Origin of the sequence: uncultured Hymenobacter sp., assembly GCF_964242765.1 — a bacterium.
Classification (GTDB): domain Bacteria; phylum Bacteroidota; class Bacteroidia; order Cytophagales; family Hymenobacteraceae; genus Hymenobacter.
In genome coordinates this window covers 50,582-68,701 of sequence record NZ_CAXTBM010000032.1, presented here as the reverse complement: position 1 = coordinate 68,701, position 18,120 = coordinate 50,582, and the positions used below count along the sequence as shown (strand labels likewise).

Here is an 18,120-nt window from a genome sequence, read left to right as displayed (position 1 = left end):
CGTACTCGGGCGTGTAGGCGAAGTTGGTGGAAGGCGAGCCAGCATTGGTATGGCCACCGACGGCTAAGAAGAGCGTGTTGGTTTGCGCGTCGAGCTGCATGCCATTGACTGAATGGTTTTCCTCGGAGCGAGGCAGCCCGCGCACCAAGTCCACTTTGATCCAGGAGGAGCCCGAGCGGGTCAGGCGCGAGACAATGCCCGAGTTGGTATCCAGGTTCAGGTCGCCCTCCGGTCCGCCAATGCGGCTGTCGCTAGACGAAACATACAGCACCGGGCTGTTACTCGTGCCGGTGACTAGAATGCCCGTGACCTGGCGGGTGGTGACGTCGGGGCTAAGCTGGCCGTTGTCGCTGTGGTTGGGAATTGAATTAATCAGCGTGATTTCCTCAGTGGCCGTCACCGTGTAATCATTAGACGAATTCTTGCGAATGGTCAGGGCCTTGATGATACCGTTTTGCTGCGCGACGTACAAGCGGCCGTCGGGGCCGAACTGTAACGAGGTCGGATTCTCGAGCGTGGCGCCCTTCAAGCCGCTAGGCGAGAACGAAAAGTTGTACTGGGCATTGGCCAAACGTGCCCCAACCAGCGGCTCGGGTGGCAGCTTCGCCTTTTTCTTCTTTTTCTCTTTGTCTTTGGCCGCCGTTGATGGAAGATTAGACGGCTTCGACCGTGACCCTTGCAGTAAGGTACGTGGCGGAGAGGATTGGGCGCGCACGGGAAGAGAAGCGGCTGTCGAAAGGCAGAAGCCCAAGAAAACGGCCAGCAGCAAGTAACCCAGATGAAATGTTTTGTTGAAGTAGCAGTTGAAAATCATAGCAATGGGTAGGGGAGAGAATGGCTGTAAGCGGCAACAAAATGATAATCAACTGCTTGCAGCAGCTGAGTCAGGTAATCAATAGCTTGAGAAGGGGCGGCCGTAATCTAAGAGGAAGGCAAGGCCAGCAGTCGGAAGATGCAGGAGAGCTACCGGCTGGTCAAGCGGTATTAACGGGAAAAAAGTACGGAGCTTAATCCTGATGTCCTCTCTCACTCTCGCTATACTGTAATTTACCAAGGATTTTTGTGAATACCCTAATAAACAGTAAGAGGTTCCAACGTTAAAATTCAATTCGTAATTGAAATTGCATAATTATCTGAGGAGATCTAGGCACCAGTATCATCTAGTGGTGCTCTATTCCCTATCAAGACAGCAAAAACCAGCGTGGGGTCGCGGCATTATCGAAACAAATAGAATGAAACACATAAATAAAAATTAAGTGATTGTACTCCATGCCAGCAGTCTAGGAAGTTTACTCTATATATTCTCATAAAATTTATCTGATTTGCCCAATTTTCAAGTCAACAATACGAGTGCATTCGGCGCGGCTGCCTACGCAACTTGGATTACTGCTCCAGTGCTCCAGCTTGTATTCACTAGACGAGCAAATGGGTGAAATAATAACTTCGTGGACACGCGCTTACTTGACTTTGCTGCTGGTAGCTTCCACTTGGGGTAAATGGTTTCTAGACAGGAAATTGGCAGTAAGGCAAAAGAGGTATCGATGGTCTTTGACAAGCACAAGCCTACACTACCAGGTTATCTTACCCGTTGGGAAATTGAAATGGGTGCACGGTCTATTTATCTAAATGCTGCGAGGCCGAGGTATTGCAAACGACCAATCAAACTAAATAATCAAGAAGAAAAGCGCACCTCGAAGACCGTCCCATTCCTTTGCATGCACATGAATGGCCAGGACTCCGATGGATGAGGTGAGCCTTGCACGAGTGGAGCGTCAGATTTCAGCTTACAGATCAGAAGAGTTAGGAGAGGAAAAGTTACCTACGCATGGTAGCTGGTTAAATCAAGGATGGCCGAACGTCCTGCGTTGAGCAGAAGCCAATTAAAACAGGACAGCCGCTCCCATTACACCAAAAGGCAACCGGAATGTAAAGGAATCCTCAAGTAGATACCAGTCGTGACGAAAGAGCCGTAACCTGGGCTGCGGCTCTTTCTAGTGAAGAAGTAAAAAAGATACTGGGGTAATTCTACGCTTGGAAAGACGGTCGTGCCTTGCGTTTTACAAGCGCACTAGTTGCCTCGGTAGCTCACCCGCCAGATAACGCCCGCCCCGTCTTCGGCAATAAGCAGGGCTCCATCACTGGCCACGGTAATGCCCACCGGGCGACCCCACACTTGCGGGGCTGCCCGCTGCCCATCGTTGAGGTGCCAGCCGGTCACGAAGTCTTCGTAGCCGGCCCCACGACCATCCGCCCCAGCCGTTTCGGGTACACCGGCCGCGTTCATGCGGATGCGTACCACCTTGTAGCCGCTGCCTTCTGCCCGGTTCCAAGAGCCCCGCATGGTTACGAACAGGTCGCCGCGGGCATCGGTGGGAAAGGTGGTTCCGTTGTAGAACGTTAGGCCCAGCGCGGCCGAGTGCGGCCGCAGCAGCACTTCCGGCGTGCGAGTGGTAGCAACTTCGGCCGGTACCGGACCCGGTACGCGCGGGTCGCGGTTGGTGGGGGCCAGGTACACCCAGGGGTAACCAAAGAAGCCGCCGCGGGGAACGGCCGTTACGTAGTCCGGTACCAACTCGTCGCCGAGCAGGTCCCGCTCATTGGAAACGGTCCAGAGCTCATTGGGGCGGGCCGGATTAACATCCAGGCCCTGCGGATTGCGCAGGCCCGAGGCGTAAGTGGTCTGGCCGCTGCCATCGAGATTGAACTCCTGAATGGTGGTGCGGCGGGCGTCCTGCTCCACCGTCGCATTCTGCGACGAACCGATGCCCACGTACAGCTTGTTGTTGTAGAGCAGCAGCGAACGGGCCGGATGCTGCGCCCCACCCGGCAGGTCCGCTAGCTTGGTCGGCGTGCCGGTGGCCTGCGTCTGGCCGCTGGTATAGTCGTAGCGCAACAGGGCACCCGAGCAGGCCACATAGAAATAATTGCCTTGGAAGGCCATGCCCATGGGTCGGTCGAGCACCCCGGCCGAAGCCCAGACGCTGCTGGTTTCGGCTCGGCCATCCCCATCGGCGTCGCGCAGCACGGTGATTTGGTTTTGCATCATCTGAGCCACAAACACGTCGCCGTTGGGCGCTACGGCCATCCAGCGGCCGGTCGGCAGGTCCTCGCGGAAGATATTGACGGCATAGCCCTGCGGTACGCGCAGCTTGGCATCAGCCGGCCGCTCCATCAGTACCTGCGGGTAGTTGGTAGCGGAGGGAGTAGCGAAGGGAGCGGGCAGGTCGGCTAGCCGAATGGTGGTCGTAGTTGGCGTTAACGTTTCGGTAGGAAAGTCGGCGTTCTGCGGATCGGCCGTGTTCTCGTCCTCGTTGCAAGCGCCTAATAGCAGCAACAGGGCACTGGCGAAAAGTAGTGGTCTAGCAAGCATAGGTAAAAAATTGGTGCTTATTGCCTTACGAAAGAAACAGCTTGGTGTTATGGTTTAGTTTGAGTTAGCAGCAAGGCGCCGCCAACAGCAGTCTACGCACCTTATTGGCGGAGTTCCACCTAGAATCACCTGTTTGCAAGGGGGTGGGAAGTGCCCCTGAAAGCACGGTTTCCAGGCCGCTCTACGAGGGTAGTACGGAACCTGCGGAAACCAAACGTCCCCACTGCCAAGCGTCAGAGCAACAGGCCACTCTAGTGCAGCCCCGGCCCGGAGCCGATACCAATAAGTTGGCAGGAAGTCGCCATAAGGAACGACTTGAAGAGGGAAACAATGTCCTCAAGCAGACAGCACCTCTTCAAGCCTGGTATCCCTTCCTACAACGTCTATGGAAAGAGAGCTTTCTGGACTGGGAAAGCTGGACTTTTTGCGTTCAAATAGCGTCCTGCATTGTCTTTCTCTGAAGTTTAGGTGCTGCTTTTTAGGTAGTCATTTTTTTAAAGCTCTCCCGTATGTATATTAGAGTATATATATGTTTAAGTTACCACTAGTATCGGGGGAATGAGGCGGCAGGAGTTGCCTTGCAAAGGGCGAGCAACGAGCGGAATGCGAGGACAATCATAAAGTTCAACTTCTGATTTAGTACGGAGCAGAGCCTAATCTGGCTGGCTTCCACTTCTGAGTTAGAGTCTAGCCATGCCTTATTGCCCGCTGACGCCAACCACTCTTCTAGCTTTCACTCTTGGTCGGCGGGCGAGCGGACTTCGTTCACCCCGGCGCCAACCGAGCTTCCACTTAGGCTCCCTTCTCTTTCAGGTTTATTCGACTTGTGCTGTTAGGAAACCCTTTTTCACAGATCATTCACTTGCCAATCCCCCTGTCTCTACCATGCAAAACAACTCCAGCAATTCTATTGTGTTCGTCACCGGCGCCTTTGTCAGCAGCACGTGCTGGAACGAGTGGAAGGCGTATTTTCAAAGCCAGGGCTACACCTGCTACGCCCCGGCCCACCCCCACAAGGAAGGAATTGCGGCCGCGCTGCGCAGTGAGCACCCGCACTCGTCGATTGCCCACAATAGCTTAACCAGCGTCGTCGAGTTTTATGCTGCCTTCATCCGCCGGCTGCCCGAAAAACCGATTTTAATCGGCCATTCGTTCGGCGGGCTAATACTGCAGCTGTTGCTGCAACAGAACTTGGGCACGGCCGGTGTGGCCATTCACTCGGTACCGCCCCAGGGCGTGCTCACGCTTAAATGGTCGTTTTTTCGCTCGGTTACCCCGGCCCTGGGCTTGTTTACGTCGCAGAAGAAAACCTACCTGATGTCGTTCAAGCACTGGCAATATACCTTTACCAATGGTTTGGACTTGGCCACGCAGCGGGCCACCTACGAGCAGTTTGTCGTGCCCGAGTCCAAGAGAATGTCGCGCGGGGCGCTGACTCAAGAAGCCCAAATCAACTTTGCGCGGCCCCACGCACCGCTGCTGTTCGTGGCGGGCAGCACCGACCACATCATGCCCGCCTCGCTGAATTATTCCAACTACCAGCGCTACGCCAAACACAAGGGTTCCATCACCGAATTCAAGGAGTTTGCCGGCCGCAACCACTTTGTGCTAGGGTTACCGACCTGGCGGGAGAGCGCCGACTTTGTTTTGAGCTGGCTGAGTTACACCATTGGGGCGCCAGCACCGGTCCGCGCACGTACGGCTGAACCCCAACGCTAAGCCAGCTGCTCCCCCACTGCGGCCTGCCGGATTTGTGAGCGCCACTAGTTATCCAACCTCCTATAGGATATTATTTTCTGCCACGGAACATAGCTTGCGTCTTCCTTTAAGGGATTCCGCCAGCCGCTGGCAGGACAGCTTGGCCGTGCTGAACCTGCTATAGGTGAGCCCAACTTCGCTTTGACAACGTGAGGCGCATCCGAAGTTCTAAGCCTATTTCTAGCAGTTACAGGAATCTCTTTTAAGCTAGAAACAAGAACTGATAAAGTTCATGTAGGAGTCTACTCTAAGAAGATTCATTATGCGCAGGCTTGAAGGTAAACGGGAGCGTGTGCGCATTTATCTTACCAGTTCTGCACCTTTCGCCAATCACTTGCTTTACGCCCTCCCTTGCTTGTATGTGGTTTCGCTTGACTGTTTACATGGCCGGGTTGTTTGCCTCCCGTTGGCAGTGATTAGTCGTCTTCTACGCTTGCTTAACCAGCCATGTATCGCCGTCGCGCTGTTCGAGCGCAAAACCATCTTTGAGGTACACCTGCTGCAGATGCTCGTCGAAGGTAGCCGCCCGTTTCTGTCGTTGGGCAAAGGGACCCGGGTTGTCGTACATCTCGCGCACCTCGCTGAGCTTGAAGGCGGCGGTAGGCTGCTTTTCTAAGGCCGGGGCCAACTCCTTTTTCAACCGCTGCTGGGGCTTAACCGATAGCTGATAATCTTCCAGCAAATATTTATCTACTAGAGCTTTATAAATGGCTCCTGCCGGCTTTTTGATTTTGCCTTTACGAAACTGCGCCTCCACGATCCGCACGACGAAGGCAATGTAGCCCACGTCGTACTCGTCGTTTTCCAGTTGGTGGGCGATAGTGGTAATGCTACGCTGACTAACGCCAATCTGCAGCAGCGCCTCGGACCATTCCGCAGCTCCAGGCAACGTCTTTTTTGTAGCAGATGCGGCTAGCTGCTCGAATAGAAACTTGATGCGGGCTACAGTCTTGCCTTCCCGTTCTAGCTCGTAAGTGAACGGAATATCGGTTTCGGCTATTTCGCTTTGCGCTTTATCCAATACCCTGGCTTTGAAGTTGGAGAACCGGGGGTATTCGTGTTCTTCGATGCCGAGGATGAAGCGCAAATCCTCGACGCTGATGGTGCGGCGCCCGAAGCCAGCGTATTCCTTTAGGAGCCAGTAAATCCGCAGCGATTGGGGGCTCTTAAGTTTGAGCACCTGCTGGATGTCGGCTGTGGTGAAGTTGCCACTTTCCCGCAGTTGCAACAGGTAGGGCATGATCTTAGGATTGAAGCTGGCCACAACGCCCCCCAAGTCGGCGCGGTAGCCGGCCTCGGCCATCAGCGGAATGTAGGTGTAGCTAGGCTTGCGCCGGCGCTTACGGGTTTTCTCTTCCAGCTCTTCGATATAGAGCGTAAAGGAGGTCAAGCCCTTACACATCTCGTCCACCTGCTCGTAAGCCGAGCCTCCCCGCCGGTCAAAGACCAGTTCTTCGAGCGGAATGAAATGCTCTTTGAAATCTACGTCGTCGAAATCTATGCGCGAGAGCAAAGCAACGAAAAGGCGCATCTGTAGCGGCACGAAGCTAAAGCGCGCATTGATGAGCGCATTGTGCTGCGCAACTTGCTTCTCGGGAGGGGTAATATCCATAAACAATCAACGTCTTTTTTGTAGCAGATGCGGGGAAGCAACGTCTTTTTTGTAGCAGATAGGCGCCAAGATCAAATTTTCTTACCTAGAAAGTACACGTCTTTCTTGTAGCAGATGGCGCGTAGCAACGTCTATTTTGTAGTAGATGAGGGTTTCAAGAACCTTATTTCCAAATAAGAAACGAACGTCTTTCTTGTAGCAGGTGGAACTCCTCGTCGTCTTTTTTGTAGCAGTTACACGTCCTTCTTGTAGCAGCACCACGTCTTTTTTGTAGCAGCAAACGTCTTTTTTGTAGCAGATGACCCCTCCTACTGTCTCAGAATCAAGTAGATACAGCCCCTATAATACTCTTATAAGGTTAGTATTAAAAAAAAGACTAGTTGCAATTTTTTTAAACGTCTTTTTTGTAGCAGAAATCCAAGGCCGCTGAAGTCTAAAAAAGTTTATTTGTTGTTTGAAATCGCAGTTTTTTATGCTTTTTTATGCCCTTACTTGAGCTTTCGACCTTGTAGCCGGTACTCTTCCTCGGGCGGTAAAGGCTTTTCGGCGCCTTCCATCTTTTCTAGGAAAGCACAAACTGCCGCATCCACCGCTTTTTTAAGCACCAGCCGGTCCCAGTATTCACTTTGCTTGAGCCGCACGTAGGTGCTCCGCCGCAAAAAGGAGCTGAACTTCAACCATTCCTCTTCACTGCTAGCAGTTGGTTTAACGGTTGGTTGCGCAGCTTCGGGTGCTACACTCGGTGCGGGCGGCGAGACAAGGGGGCGCTGCACGCCATAAAGTCGGGCATCGTTAAGCAGCGGGGAGGCGGGCGCGTCTAAGTCGTCCGTAAAACTTGGTTTCTTGGATTGCTTGCTCATACGCGGGCAATAATTTCGTGGGTAAGGGATTCGTAATCGGTGGCGCCGTTGCTGTCCGGGGCCCACTGGTATATGCTTTGCTTTTTGATTTGCGCTTCGGCCAGCGACACGTTCTCGCGGATCGTGGTGCTCATCATCAAATTATCGTCGGCGTACTTCGAGCCGATAAGGGCCACCACATCGTGGTGCAGCTTTTTGCGGTACCGGCTGCTGTATTTGGTAAAGAAGATACCCCCGATCAGTAAGTTGGGGTTGTATAGATCTTTCACTCGTTCGCAGGCCTGAATTAGCTTGTTCAAGCCTTCGTAGCCGAAGTACTCGGGTTGGCAGGGAATAAAGACGGCATTGCAGGCTACCAGCGCCATGTAAGTGAGCGCCGATAAGGAAGGAGGCGTATCCACCAAACAGTAGTCGTAGCGGTCCTTCAACGGCGTTAAACCTTTGCGCAGGATGCTTTCGTAGCCAAGCTGCTGCCCGACCATCTTCTCGAGGTAGTCTAGGTCGGGCGTGGCAGCCACCACGTGCAGGTTTTCGGCTACTGGCAATACGATATCCTCGAGTTGAGCTTTCTTTTCCAGCACTAGCCCCAGGTCCGGATAACCTGCCGGCAGCCGAAACGCCAAAGTCAGGTTGCGCTGCGCATCACAGTCGAGCAGCAATACCCGGTAGCCATCCCGGGCTAGGGTTTGCGCAACACTTAACGTAGAGGTGGTCTTCCCTACCCCGCCTTTGTGATTGGCAAAAACAATAACCTTCATAATCCAAGAAATTCATGGTTGAGATACAAGTATAAGAAAATTAAACTTCCACTACTTCTTGAACCTGCACAGGAAGCTCGAATTCTCCAACAATTTCAACTTCTTTAACAGGTTGCAATTCTTAGACTTCTTAGACAAGTTAGACTTCTTAAACTTCTTTTAGTTAAATGGCTTCCCTGACTTCCTTGTAATCTTCAAGAAGTTGGGGAAGCTAAACTTCTTGAAGATTGCAAGGAAGTCAGGGAAGCCTATATTTGTAGGAGAAGACTCTTTGGTTGCTTCATAAGGTGGATTAACAACTCATTGGCAGCAAGTCACTTTGATTTTTATAATAGCTGCTGACGTGACACGGTAGTAGGGGAGGTAAACGATTAAGAACCCTTGCCAATCAGAAAACAACATTTCAAGCACATCTGCGTCGCTCTTACTTCACTGCTTTGCAAGGGGCTGTCAGTATGCTGCATTCTCAAAGTAATTCTCTACTAATCGGTTTCCTGGCACCCATTACTAGCACGGGCAGAGCAAGGCTACTCTTTCAAGTCAATTAAAACCGGCAATCAGCCGGTCCGAAATCGGCTCCGATTATAGTAAATAACTTTCCCATCTTCTTTGGGCAAGGGGAGAGGCTACGTCTCACCTGTGCGGCAATCACTGAAAAACCAACCGCTGTTGGCAGGCACTGATCCTTCGGCAACTCAACCTTCGGGTATTAATCATCGCCAAAGGAACGCTGACTTTATAGGTATATTTCAATTGCTTGGCCGAGTAACTAGTTAAGGTTGCCGCTGGCCTAGCTTATAAATCAGTGACATTAACCACTACTTATTTCCTTAAGAGAGCCTAGTATATAACCGAATTATCAAAGCAACCTTGCCATTGGGGACTGATTCTTGGCCCCCTAAGAATTAGTGCCGCGAGCCTCAAACGCGGCGTTAAGCACGGTTTTCAAGCAAGCGGTCCTGCTGCGCGTAGGCGAGCAGTCGGCAGACCTGGGTGTGCGAATAAGCTTTACCCTGGGCCGTTAGGAAACCTTCAGCGTTGAGTTGCCGGGCGATGCTCGAGTACGATTGGCCTTGCTGGTGCAGTACCGTAATCAAGCTCAGGGCGTAACGGGTAGCCAGCAAGGCCCGCCGTTTCTGTTGCCGCACGGCGATGCTATTGTGGCGGGCCAGATCCGTTAAGTTAGCAGGCGAGCCCAATTGCGCTCCGCGGGCTTTTTTGGCTTTCAGTGCCTCTTTAGTTCTTTTGGAAATGGTTTCCCGCTCGTGCTGAGCCAGCACGGCAAAGATGCCCACCGTTAACGTATTGGCATCGGGCATGTCGCAGCAGGTGAAGTCCACCCCACTATCGCGCAACGCGAAAATGAAGCCGGCGTTGCGCGAGAGACGGTCGAGTTTGGCAATGAGCAGCGTGGCGCCCACCGCTTTAGCTTGGGCGATGGCGTCGCGCAGTTGCGGTCGGTGGTTTCGCTTGCCGCTTTCCACCTCAACGAATTCGCGCAGGATGAACGCGTCCTTAGCAAAGGCTTGCACTGTGGCCCGTTGGGCTTCCAGGCCCAAGCCAGACGCGCCCTGGCGAGCAGTGCTCACGCGGTAATAGGCCACGAACTTGCGCATCTTTACACTATAATATTATAGGAGAGGAAAATAAAGACGCAGCCCAGATAAACCGGGTCAATGGTCGCAAGATAAAAAGAATGTGTTGAAGGGCCGTACACTTGTTAAACGCTCGTTCAACAAATGTGACAGAGCCGTATCTTGCCCCGTTTTCCTTCCTGATCTAGACTTCACTATGACGCACTACGTCGCCTACTTCCGTGTAAGCACCGCCCGCCAAGGCCAATCCGGCCTGGGACTCGAAGCGCAACAAGCCGCCGTGCGCAATTTCGTCGGTGCCGAGGCGAGCATCGTGGCAGAGTATATCGAAATTGAGAGTGGCCGCAAGAACACGCGGCCTCAACTGCAGGCCGCTATTACCCAAGCCAAACAGGAGGGAGCCACGCTGCTCGTAGCCAAGCTCGACCGCTTGGCGCGCAACGTGGTCTTTCTGGCCACGCTGATGGAGAGTCACGTGCGCTTCAAGGCTGTGGATCTGCCAGCGGCCGATGAGTTTACTTTGCACATTCTCTCGGCGGTGGCGCAGAAAGAGGCCACGGCAATTTCCACCCGGACGCGCGACGCCTTGGCAGCGAAGAAGGCGCGGGGCTTCCAACTAGGCACCCCGGCTAATTTGACTGAGGTGGCCCGAGATAAAGCATTGGCGTCGTTGCAGCGCAATGCGCAGAACAATCTCAACAACCGGCAGGCTGCACAGTTAGCGGTGCTATTGCGAGCCACGGGCGTGAGCTTGCGAGAAATTGCCGTTAGGTTAAACGAGTCGGGATACCGGACGAGAAGGGGGAAGGCCTTTCATCCGATGGGGGTGAAGCGGTTGCTGCCAACGCTGGAAAAAGCTGAAAATAGGGGGGCGGTCTAAGCTTGTACTACCCGAAGACCGGAATCCAGGGTGTATTGCCCCATTGCTCGAGCAAGGTGCCGGTCGCTGATTCAGTTCTTCAGCCGGCCCACCAGTACGAGCTTGAAGGACACAACTGGAGCGAGCGAGGGCTGTCCAGTGTGGCAGTAGAGTGCCTGAGTTTCCTGATAGATAAAACGCCAGTCGACGAGCTTCACTAGTCGGCGGTAGAAATTGTGCGGAAGGTACGCGCTGGGAGAACCGAAAGCGCGTGACCTTTTGATCGGTGAAGTTCTTCTCGTCTTGCATCCTCCGTTCTACGCGACAGCTTTCTAAAGAGGCGGGTTCTGCAACAGCCATTCTAGATAAGGAGACGGGCAATGCACTGAGGTGGCTTGAAACTATACGTCCTATTTCCGTCTGCTTCGTTTAAACTACTTCACAGGAGCGTGTTGGCTTGTTTGTTTAAGGGAGTGGGCACATAGCCAAAATGGCGCGAGAAAGTGGTAGGACCGCTGTAGCCCACTTCCGCCACCGTCGCGACGGTGCGGGCCAGCCCAGCAGCTTGCAGGCGCGTTGCAAGCACACTAGGCGGCTGGGGGGCGATGAACTTGGTTGAGCAGGGCCCTGAGTTTGCGGTGCAGTCGGGTCCGGGTTGTCTCTACTTCGCGGCTAAGCACTTCTCGCTAAAAGTTTCGCTGTCGGGGTACTGCTCGACGGCCTACTGCACTCGCGCTAAAGGCCTGCTCGAACGCATTCGCAATTAGAAAACACGTTGGATGGCTGCGTCCGGTAGTTACTTTATCCTCCTAATTACTTTTCCTTTCAGCTAGCTAAAACAAGTTTAGGAGCATGCACTAACGTAATTATAACAAGATACCATTGTCCATTAAATATAACTATCTATATGTTGCCATTAACTATGAGGATTCAACACTTTGGAACATTTTAAGCTAAGTACATAATTTTGTGCTTTTCTGGTGTTCATCTATCACAACCGTTTGCAAAATCCTACCACAAACGCTTGCATACCTTATCTGCTAGGCTAGTGGCACTAAGTGATGGTGGTCCGTGTAGAATGCTATAGATTTAGATATATAACAGTTGAAATTGACTTTAACTGATACTGCCTAATTCCCACCACTCTTTAAACACTAGTACATGATTGAATTTAGACGCTTACTTTCCCTTGTAGCGCCGTTGCTCTTCAACCTGACACTTCACGGTCAGAATGCCCCGGTTACAGTACAAGCCGAAGCCGGTGCGCTGCGAGATGCTGTTACTACACCCGCAGCCATTACGTTCAACAATGAAGCCGGTACTGGCTTTGTTCGGGTAGTAGGAAATTTTGTTACCATAAATGGCGTAACCCAAAGCCCAAACGCGGATAACAGAGTGCTTACGTACACAGTTACGTTTCCTGGCGCTGGGGTGTATGATTTGTACGCTAGGGTGCGAATAGCCGGACCGACCGGCTTCGACGATGACAGTTATTACGTTCCTAACTCATTTGGTGCCAGATCGGCTTTTGAAACCAGCCGCTGGATAAACATAAACGGCCTAGCGGGCGGCGGGTATACCACTGTTTCGGATGTTGTGGCCGCCGCCGGTACTGCTGCAACCAACGGCGTTTGGAAATGGGTGAGAATGTCAGCTTTTAACGGCACCTCGTTCACGGTACCTGCGGGCAGCCTGACGCAAACGTTTGAAATCGGCAGCCGGGAAAACGGTCTGGACATCGATAAGTTTGTTTTTGGCGCGCAGGGCGTATTCTTCACCGTGGGCAACTTAGATACCGGCATACAAGGTTCTACCACGCCACCACCCCCGCCGTTCGCGCCGCAGGGGCCACCCATTGCTACCGGCAAACCTAAGTTCCTGGGCGGTGCCTACAGCAACGCGCAAGGCGTTAACTTCGACAAGTACTGGAACCAAGTGGTGTCGGAGAACGATGGCAAATGGGGCAGCGTGGAAGGCACCCGGAACGTGATGAACTGGACCGGCTTGGATGCGGCGTATAATCTGGCGAAAAGTCAAAACATCCCGTTCCGCATGCACGTGCTCGTCTGGGGCAACCAGCAGCCAACCTGGATGGAAAACCTGTCCAAGGAAGAGCAACTGGTTGAAATCAAGCAGTGGTATGCTGCTGTAGCCCAGCGCTACCCCGACATTGCGTTCCTGGAAGTAGTGAACGAGCCCACCAACGACCCACCTCGCAAGACAGGTCCCAATGACCAGGGTAGCGGCAATTACATCGAGGCGTTGGGGGGCAACGGTGCCAGCGGCTGGGATTGGGTGATCAACTCCTTTAAGCTAGCGCGCGAGTACTTCCCGAACACCAAGCTGATGCTCAATGATTATAGCGTTGAAAATGTACCTGCCAACACGCAGCGGTACTTGGGTATCATTAATCTGCTCAAGCAGCAAAACCTGATCGACGTAATTGGCATTCAGGGACATGCCTTTTCAACCCGGCCGACTGCTTCGGCCACGCTAACGAGCAATCTGGACTTGCTGGCTACGTCGGGCCTGCCGCTCTACATCACGGAGTTGGACATTGACGGCCTCCAGGACGAGGTGCAGCTAGCCGAATACCAGCGCGTTTTCCCACTGTTCTGGGAGCACCCCGCGGTGAAAGGCATCACGCTGTGGGGTTACCGGCCCGGTCATTGGCGGACGGCGCAAGGCGCCTATCTGGCCTACGAAAACGGCGCCGAGCGCGCAGCCCTGAAGTGGTTGCGGGAGTATGTTAAGCAGACGGAGCTATCCACCATTACCACCGCCACTGCTTTGTCGGCCTCAACTTACTGCGTAGGCAGCCGCCTAAGCGTGCCGTTTACGGTTGCCGGCCCGGTCTCGGCTGACAAGACCTTTACGGCGCAACTCTCGGGCCCCGATGGCAGCTTTGCCACTTTCACTAGCGTTGGCTCGACGACGGCGTCGGCGGCTGGTAGCTATACAATTGCTGCTACTATCCCGACTGCAACGCCAACCGGCACGTTCTACCGCATCCGCGTGGTGAGCAGCACCCCCACGGTACTGGGCAACGCGAACAGCGTTAATCTGACCCTGAAGGCGCTGCCAACTGCTACGCTAAGCGGAACTGCGGCCGTCTGCGAAGGCAGCAGCACTACGTTGCGGGTGGCGCTAACGGGCACGGGTCCTTGGTCGTTGACGTATACCGACGGCACGTCGCCGGTAACGGTGAACAATATCGCGGCTTCGCCTTACACGTTTTCAGTGACCCTTAGCAGCACAACAAGCTACTCACTTACTGGCGTGGCGGATGCCGCTTGTACCGGGACGGAATTCTCGGGTACTGCGGTGGTCACCGTGAATCCACTGCCGGTACCTACCATTTCGGTTACGCCTTCCAATAATGTGTATACGGGCGGCGTAGCCACCAACCTATACGTGGGCTACGGCCCGCAGAGCGTGACTCTCACGGCCACTGGCGGCGTAAGCTACCGCTGGGACGGGCCAGCCGGTTTAAGTGATGTTACTTCCGCCACCCCCGTATTCACAGCGCCTCCAGTTGCTGACAAGTACATCTACACCGTGACGGCGACCAACGAATTTGGGTGCGTTGCTACAGCGCAGGTAACGCTGACGGTCATCGATGTACGTTGCAGTAATAACAATAATGCGAATAAGGTTCTGCTGTGCCGTAACGGCCAAGTAGTTTGTGTTTCTGAAAATGCGGTGGCCTCGCTGCTAGCTGGTCCGCAAGGAAATACTGTTTTGGGCTCCTGCACGCCAGCCGTTGCGGTAGCGCGCCCTGGCAGTTCTGTTTCGGCTAATGAGCAGGTTAAAGGAGTATTTGAAGCGTATCCTAATCCTTTCTCTGAGCGTGCTGTAGTGCACTTCCGCTCACCACAAACCGTGAATGCGCAGTTGCAAGTCTACGATCAGTTCGGGCAGTTGGTAGCTACCCTGTTCAACCAAGTCGCGGAAGCGGGAAAAGACTACGAGATGACGCTAGAAGGCCTTTCGCTGGAGGCTGGTATGTACAGCTGCCGCTTGCTTACCAACGGCAAGATGGAAACAAAGCGTTTAGTCGTAGTAAAGTAACAAGCTCAACACAACACAAGTGGTTTATTAGAAAGGGTGGCTGTTTACGGTCACCCTTTTCATTTTGTGTCCTGCCCATCAAAATTGTTGAGTCCGATAACGGTAGGCTCTTCGTGTAGAAGATGAACACAAACTAAAGAGTGAAATGCTCTGGCTAGCCAAGCCGGAAGAATTTCACCTTTACTCTATATCCCAATTCTACACAACCTAGCTAGACCACCTGAGGTTTTGCCGGTCCGCTACGAGGTTAGGCAAAACAGGAGCTGCCGGAGCAACGACTACGATAACGCTCACAATCAGTCGTTTTGGCGTCCTCAAAGTCGAGTTACTGAACGGTAGCAGTTCCCGCAGTTTGAGTGAAATCCGGCTGAAAATCGGTTATCATGTGGCCTCTTACAACGCTGGCTATCTCGCCCCTGATTACTTCGGAACGCAACTTGAAACCACGTCCCAACTCTGCGTGGCGTAGGCAGACCGCCTCATATGATCGGGGAAGCACCTGAGCGAGCAGGAACAGGACTACTATCTACACGCCCCAAAATAGCTATCTACCAAGGCGTATATAATTATGTTCATGCTACTAAGCCCAATCCCGCGGCTCTAGCAGTCATTAGGCACCACAAAAGTGATTTGAGAGCTGAATCTAACTCGTAAAAACCACTTTCCTGCGCATATTCTATTGATTGAAAGGGGAGAAGCCGGCAGTCTTGAATTATTCATAAAATATTCAGTATATATAATAAGCAGTAGTCTACAGGAGAGTGCGGCCAAGGAGGAAAAGTAGTTTGGGCCGAGTAAAAACACTGTTTTTCTTCCCACTTCTGAGTACCCCGTGCCTTCATAGGCGTCCACTAACCCCACCACGTATGAAAAAAACTTTTCTCCTGCCGGCGTTGAGCCGCAAGGTCCAGCCACGCCGCCGATTTGCCCCAGAAGCAACCAAATTAGCTTCGTACGGGCTGCTTGCCGCCACCCTGCTTGTTTCGGGAAACACCTTCGGACAAGGCAACTCGCCTCACAACTCCACCACGCCGTCGGTGCGCCAACTCGAAACGTTGGGCCGTGGCTTGGTGGCGGTTGACCAGGGCAACGGCCACGTGTTCGTCAGTTGGCGCTTGCTGGCCACCGACAATCCGGAAGTTGGCTTCAACCTGTTCCGCCGATCAGTTGATGGGGGTGTTACCAAACTCAATACCCAACCCATCACCTCCAGCACCAACTGGGTGGACGAGACGCCCGATAACACGCCGGGTGCCACCTACTTCGTGCGCAGCGTGCGCAACGGCGGCCCTGATCAGGGCGACGCATCAGCCAACCCCGAAGCAGCGCCGGTGTGGGCCCAGCAATTCCTACGCCTGCCGCTGCAACGTCCGGCTAGCGGCATCACTCCGACTGGCGAAAACTACACGTACAGCCCCGGCGACTGCTCGGTGGGCGACCTGAACGGCGACGGTCAGTACGAAATCGTGGTGAAATGGGACCCATCCAATCAGAAGGACAACTCGAACGGTGGCTACACCGGCAACGTGCTGCTCGATGCGTATCAGCTCGACGGCACGCGGCTATGGCGCATTGATTTGGGCAAGAACATCCGAGCCGGCGCGCACTACACGCAGTTTATGGTGTTCGACTTGGATTCCGATGGCAAAGCGGAAGTGGCCTGCAAAACGTCGGACGGCACCGTCGACGGCACCGGCCAAGTGCTAGGCGACCCCACCATCGACCACCGCAACGCTTCTGGCTACGTGCTGCGCGGCTCCGAGAAGCTGACCGTCTTTAACGGCCTCACGGGCGCGGCGTATCCGAGTGTAACCTACCTACCCCAACGCCACCCGGTTAAAGGCGACAACCCAACTCCGGCGGAGATTAGAACCATTTGGGGCGACGATTACGGCAACCGTATCGACCGGTTTCTGGCCGCCGTGGCCTACCTCGACGGCGTACACCCCAGCCTGGTGATGTGCCGCGGCTACTACACCCGCACGGTGCTGGTGGCCTGGGATTTCAAGGACGGACAGCTCACCCAGCGCTGGATCTTCGACAGCGACGACAACACGCCCGGCAACAGTGCCTACCGCGGCCAGGGCAACCACAACCTGAGCGTGGCTGACGTGGACGGCGACGGCAAAGATGAAATCGTGTACGGCTCGTGCGCCATCGACGACAACGGCAAGGGCTTGTACGCCACTGGCCGCGGCCACGGCGACGCAATGCACGTATCCGACCTCGATCCTGACCGGCCGGGCCTAGAAATATTCTCGGTTCACGAAACGCCCTCGCAGTACGGCACCGCTCCCAACGACTTCCGCGACGCGCGCACGGGCACGCTGATTTGGGGCAGCCCCGGTGCCAACCAAGGCGACGTGGGCCGCGGTGTCAGTATGGATGTAGATCCGCGCACGCTCGGTTCTGAATCGTGGAGCACCCGCGGCGGCTTATACTCAGCCAAAGGCGTGCAGATTTCAACGGCCAAGCCTAGCCCGATCAACTTCGCCGTGTGGTGGGACGGAGACTTGCTACGCGAACCACTCGATGGCACAACCATCAGCAAGTGGGACTGGACCAGCAACCGCACCAATACTATTCTGAATGCGGCCGCGCTAGGCGGCGGCTCCAACAATGGCACGAAGGCTACTCCCAACCTAAGCGCTGACCTGTTTGGCGACTGGCGCGAAGAAGTGATTTGGCGTAACACCAACAACGAGGAGTTGCTAATTTTCACGACCACCATCCCCACTGCGTACCGCCTGCCCACGCTCATGCACGATCCGCAGTATCGGCTCAGCATTGCCTGGCAAAACAACGGCTACAACCAGCCGCCCCACACCGGTTTCTACCTGGGCGACGGTATGACCCTGGCCACACCCAAACACGGCGACGCCAACGGCCAAAAGCTGAAAGAAGCCTCGGTGTATCCCAACCCTTCCAACAGCAGCTTCCGCCTCCAAGTATCCGGCGACTTTCACTACGTAATTGTCGATCAGTATGGCAAGCAACTAGCAGAAGGAGCAGCCAAAGATGAAGTGGTCTTTGGAGAGGCGTTGCCAGTGGGTCATTATGTGGTACGAATCACTACGGAAAGCACTTCCAAAGCCATTCAGGTGGTGAAACAGTAAGTTGACTGGTTAGCAGTTTTGACGCTTGAAATAAGAAAGGCAGCCTGCAGGCTGCCTTTCTTATTTATCCGCAACTAGGCCCGTCTCAGCGAGCGGACGCTCACCAACAGGGTGGTAAAGA

11 protein-coding genes are annotated in these 18,120 nt (G+C 54.0%); 4 read left to right on the top strand and 7 right to left on the bottom strand.

Annotation, left to right across the window (positions count from 1 at the left end):
• Both ACFE7X_RS14555 and ACFE7X_RS14550 read right to left on the bottom strand, forming a co-directional pair.
• Nucleotides 1-814: hypothetical protein (locus tag ACFE7X_RS14555; protein WP_375436405.1), on the bottom strand; the 814-nt coding region annotated here is incomplete at its 3' end.
• A 1,254-nt stretch (nt 815-2,068) separates the two neighbouring features.
• On the bottom strand, nt 2,069-3,370 hold the full coding sequence (locus ACFE7X_RS14550; RefSeq protein WP_375436404.1) for a PQQ-dependent sugar dehydrogenase: 1,302 nt from the start codon (nt 3,368-3,370) through the stop codon (nt 2,069-2,071).
• 885 nt (nt 3,371-4,255) lie between these two features.
• On the opposite strand from ACFE7X_RS14550, the gene ACFE7X_RS14545 reads away from it, so the two are divergent.
• Complete coding sequence (locus ACFE7X_RS14545) at nt 4,256-5,089, top strand: alpha/beta hydrolase (protein WP_375436403.1); 834 nt, start codon at nt 4,256-4,258, stop codon at nt 5,087-5,089.
• Nucleotides 5,090-5,555: 466 nt separating this feature from the next.
• Here the strand turns inward: ACFE7X_RS14545 and ACFE7X_RS14540 are convergent, their stop codons facing one another.
• The 4 genes from ACFE7X_RS14540 to ACFE7X_RS14525 all read right to left on the bottom strand — a co-directional run bounded on the left by ACFE7X_RS14540 (nt 5,556) and on the right by ACFE7X_RS14525 (nt 9,974).
• Nucleotides 5,556-6,740 carry a replication initiation protein gene (locus ACFE7X_RS14540; RefSeq protein ID WP_375436402.1) on the bottom strand — a complete coding sequence of 395 codons (1,185 nt, stop codon included), beginning with the start codon at nt 6,738-6,740 and terminating at the stop codon, nt 5,556-5,558.
• Between the two features lie 488 nt (nt 6,741-7,228).
• Nucleotides 7,229-7,600 carry a hypothetical protein gene (locus ACFE7X_RS14535; protein ID WP_375436401.1) on the bottom strand — a complete coding sequence of 124 codons (372 nt, stop codon included), beginning with the start codon at nt 7,598-7,600 and terminating at the stop codon, nt 7,229-7,231.
• The gene (locus ACFE7X_RS14530; RefSeq protein WP_375436400.1) at nt 7,597-8,358 is read right to left on the bottom strand and encodes a ParA family protein; all 762 of its coding nucleotides are present in this window, start codon (nt 8,356-8,358) and stop codon (nt 7,597-7,599) included. Before ACFE7X_RS14530 ends, ACFE7X_RS14535 begins: the two co-directional genes overlap by 4 nt.
• Before the next feature lie 932 nt (nt 8,359-9,290).
• Nucleotides 9,291-9,974, bottom strand: coding sequence for a recombinase family protein (locus ACFE7X_RS14525; RefSeq protein ID WP_375436399.1), 684 nt, complete (start codon nt 9,972-9,974; stop codon nt 9,291-9,293).
• Nucleotides 9,975-10,149: 175 nt separating this feature from the next.
• Here ACFE7X_RS14525 and ACFE7X_RS14520 point away from each other — a divergent pair, with 175 nt between their 5' ends.
• On the top strand, nt 10,150-10,833 hold the full coding sequence (locus tag ACFE7X_RS14520; protein ID WP_375436398.1) for a recombinase family protein: 684 nt from the start codon (nt 10,150-10,152) through the stop codon (nt 10,831-10,833).
• Between the two features lie 418 nt (nt 10,834-11,251).
• On the opposite strand, the gene ACFE7X_RS14515 is transcribed toward ACFE7X_RS14520, so the two are convergent.
• A complete protein-coding gene (locus tag ACFE7X_RS14515) occupies nt 11,252-11,398 on the bottom strand; it encodes a hypothetical protein (RefSeq protein ID WP_375436397.1) in 147 nt (48 codons plus the stop codon).
• A 575-nt stretch (nt 11,399-11,973) separates the two neighbouring features.
• Here ACFE7X_RS14515 and ACFE7X_RS14510 point away from each other — a divergent pair.
• Complete coding sequence (locus ACFE7X_RS14510; RefSeq protein ID WP_375436396.1) at nt 11,974-14,883, top strand: endo-1,4-beta-xylanase; 2,910 nt, start codon at nt 11,974-11,976, stop codon at nt 14,881-14,883.
• A gap of 866 nt (nt 14,884-15,749) precedes the next feature.
• Nucleotides 15,750-17,999 carry a T9SS type A sorting domain-containing protein gene (locus ACFE7X_RS14505; protein ID WP_375436395.1) on the top strand — a complete coding sequence of 750 codons (2,250 nt, stop codon included), beginning with the start codon at nt 15,750-15,752 and terminating at the stop codon, nt 17,997-17,999.
• Nucleotides 18,000-18,120 lie beyond the last annotated feature (121 nt).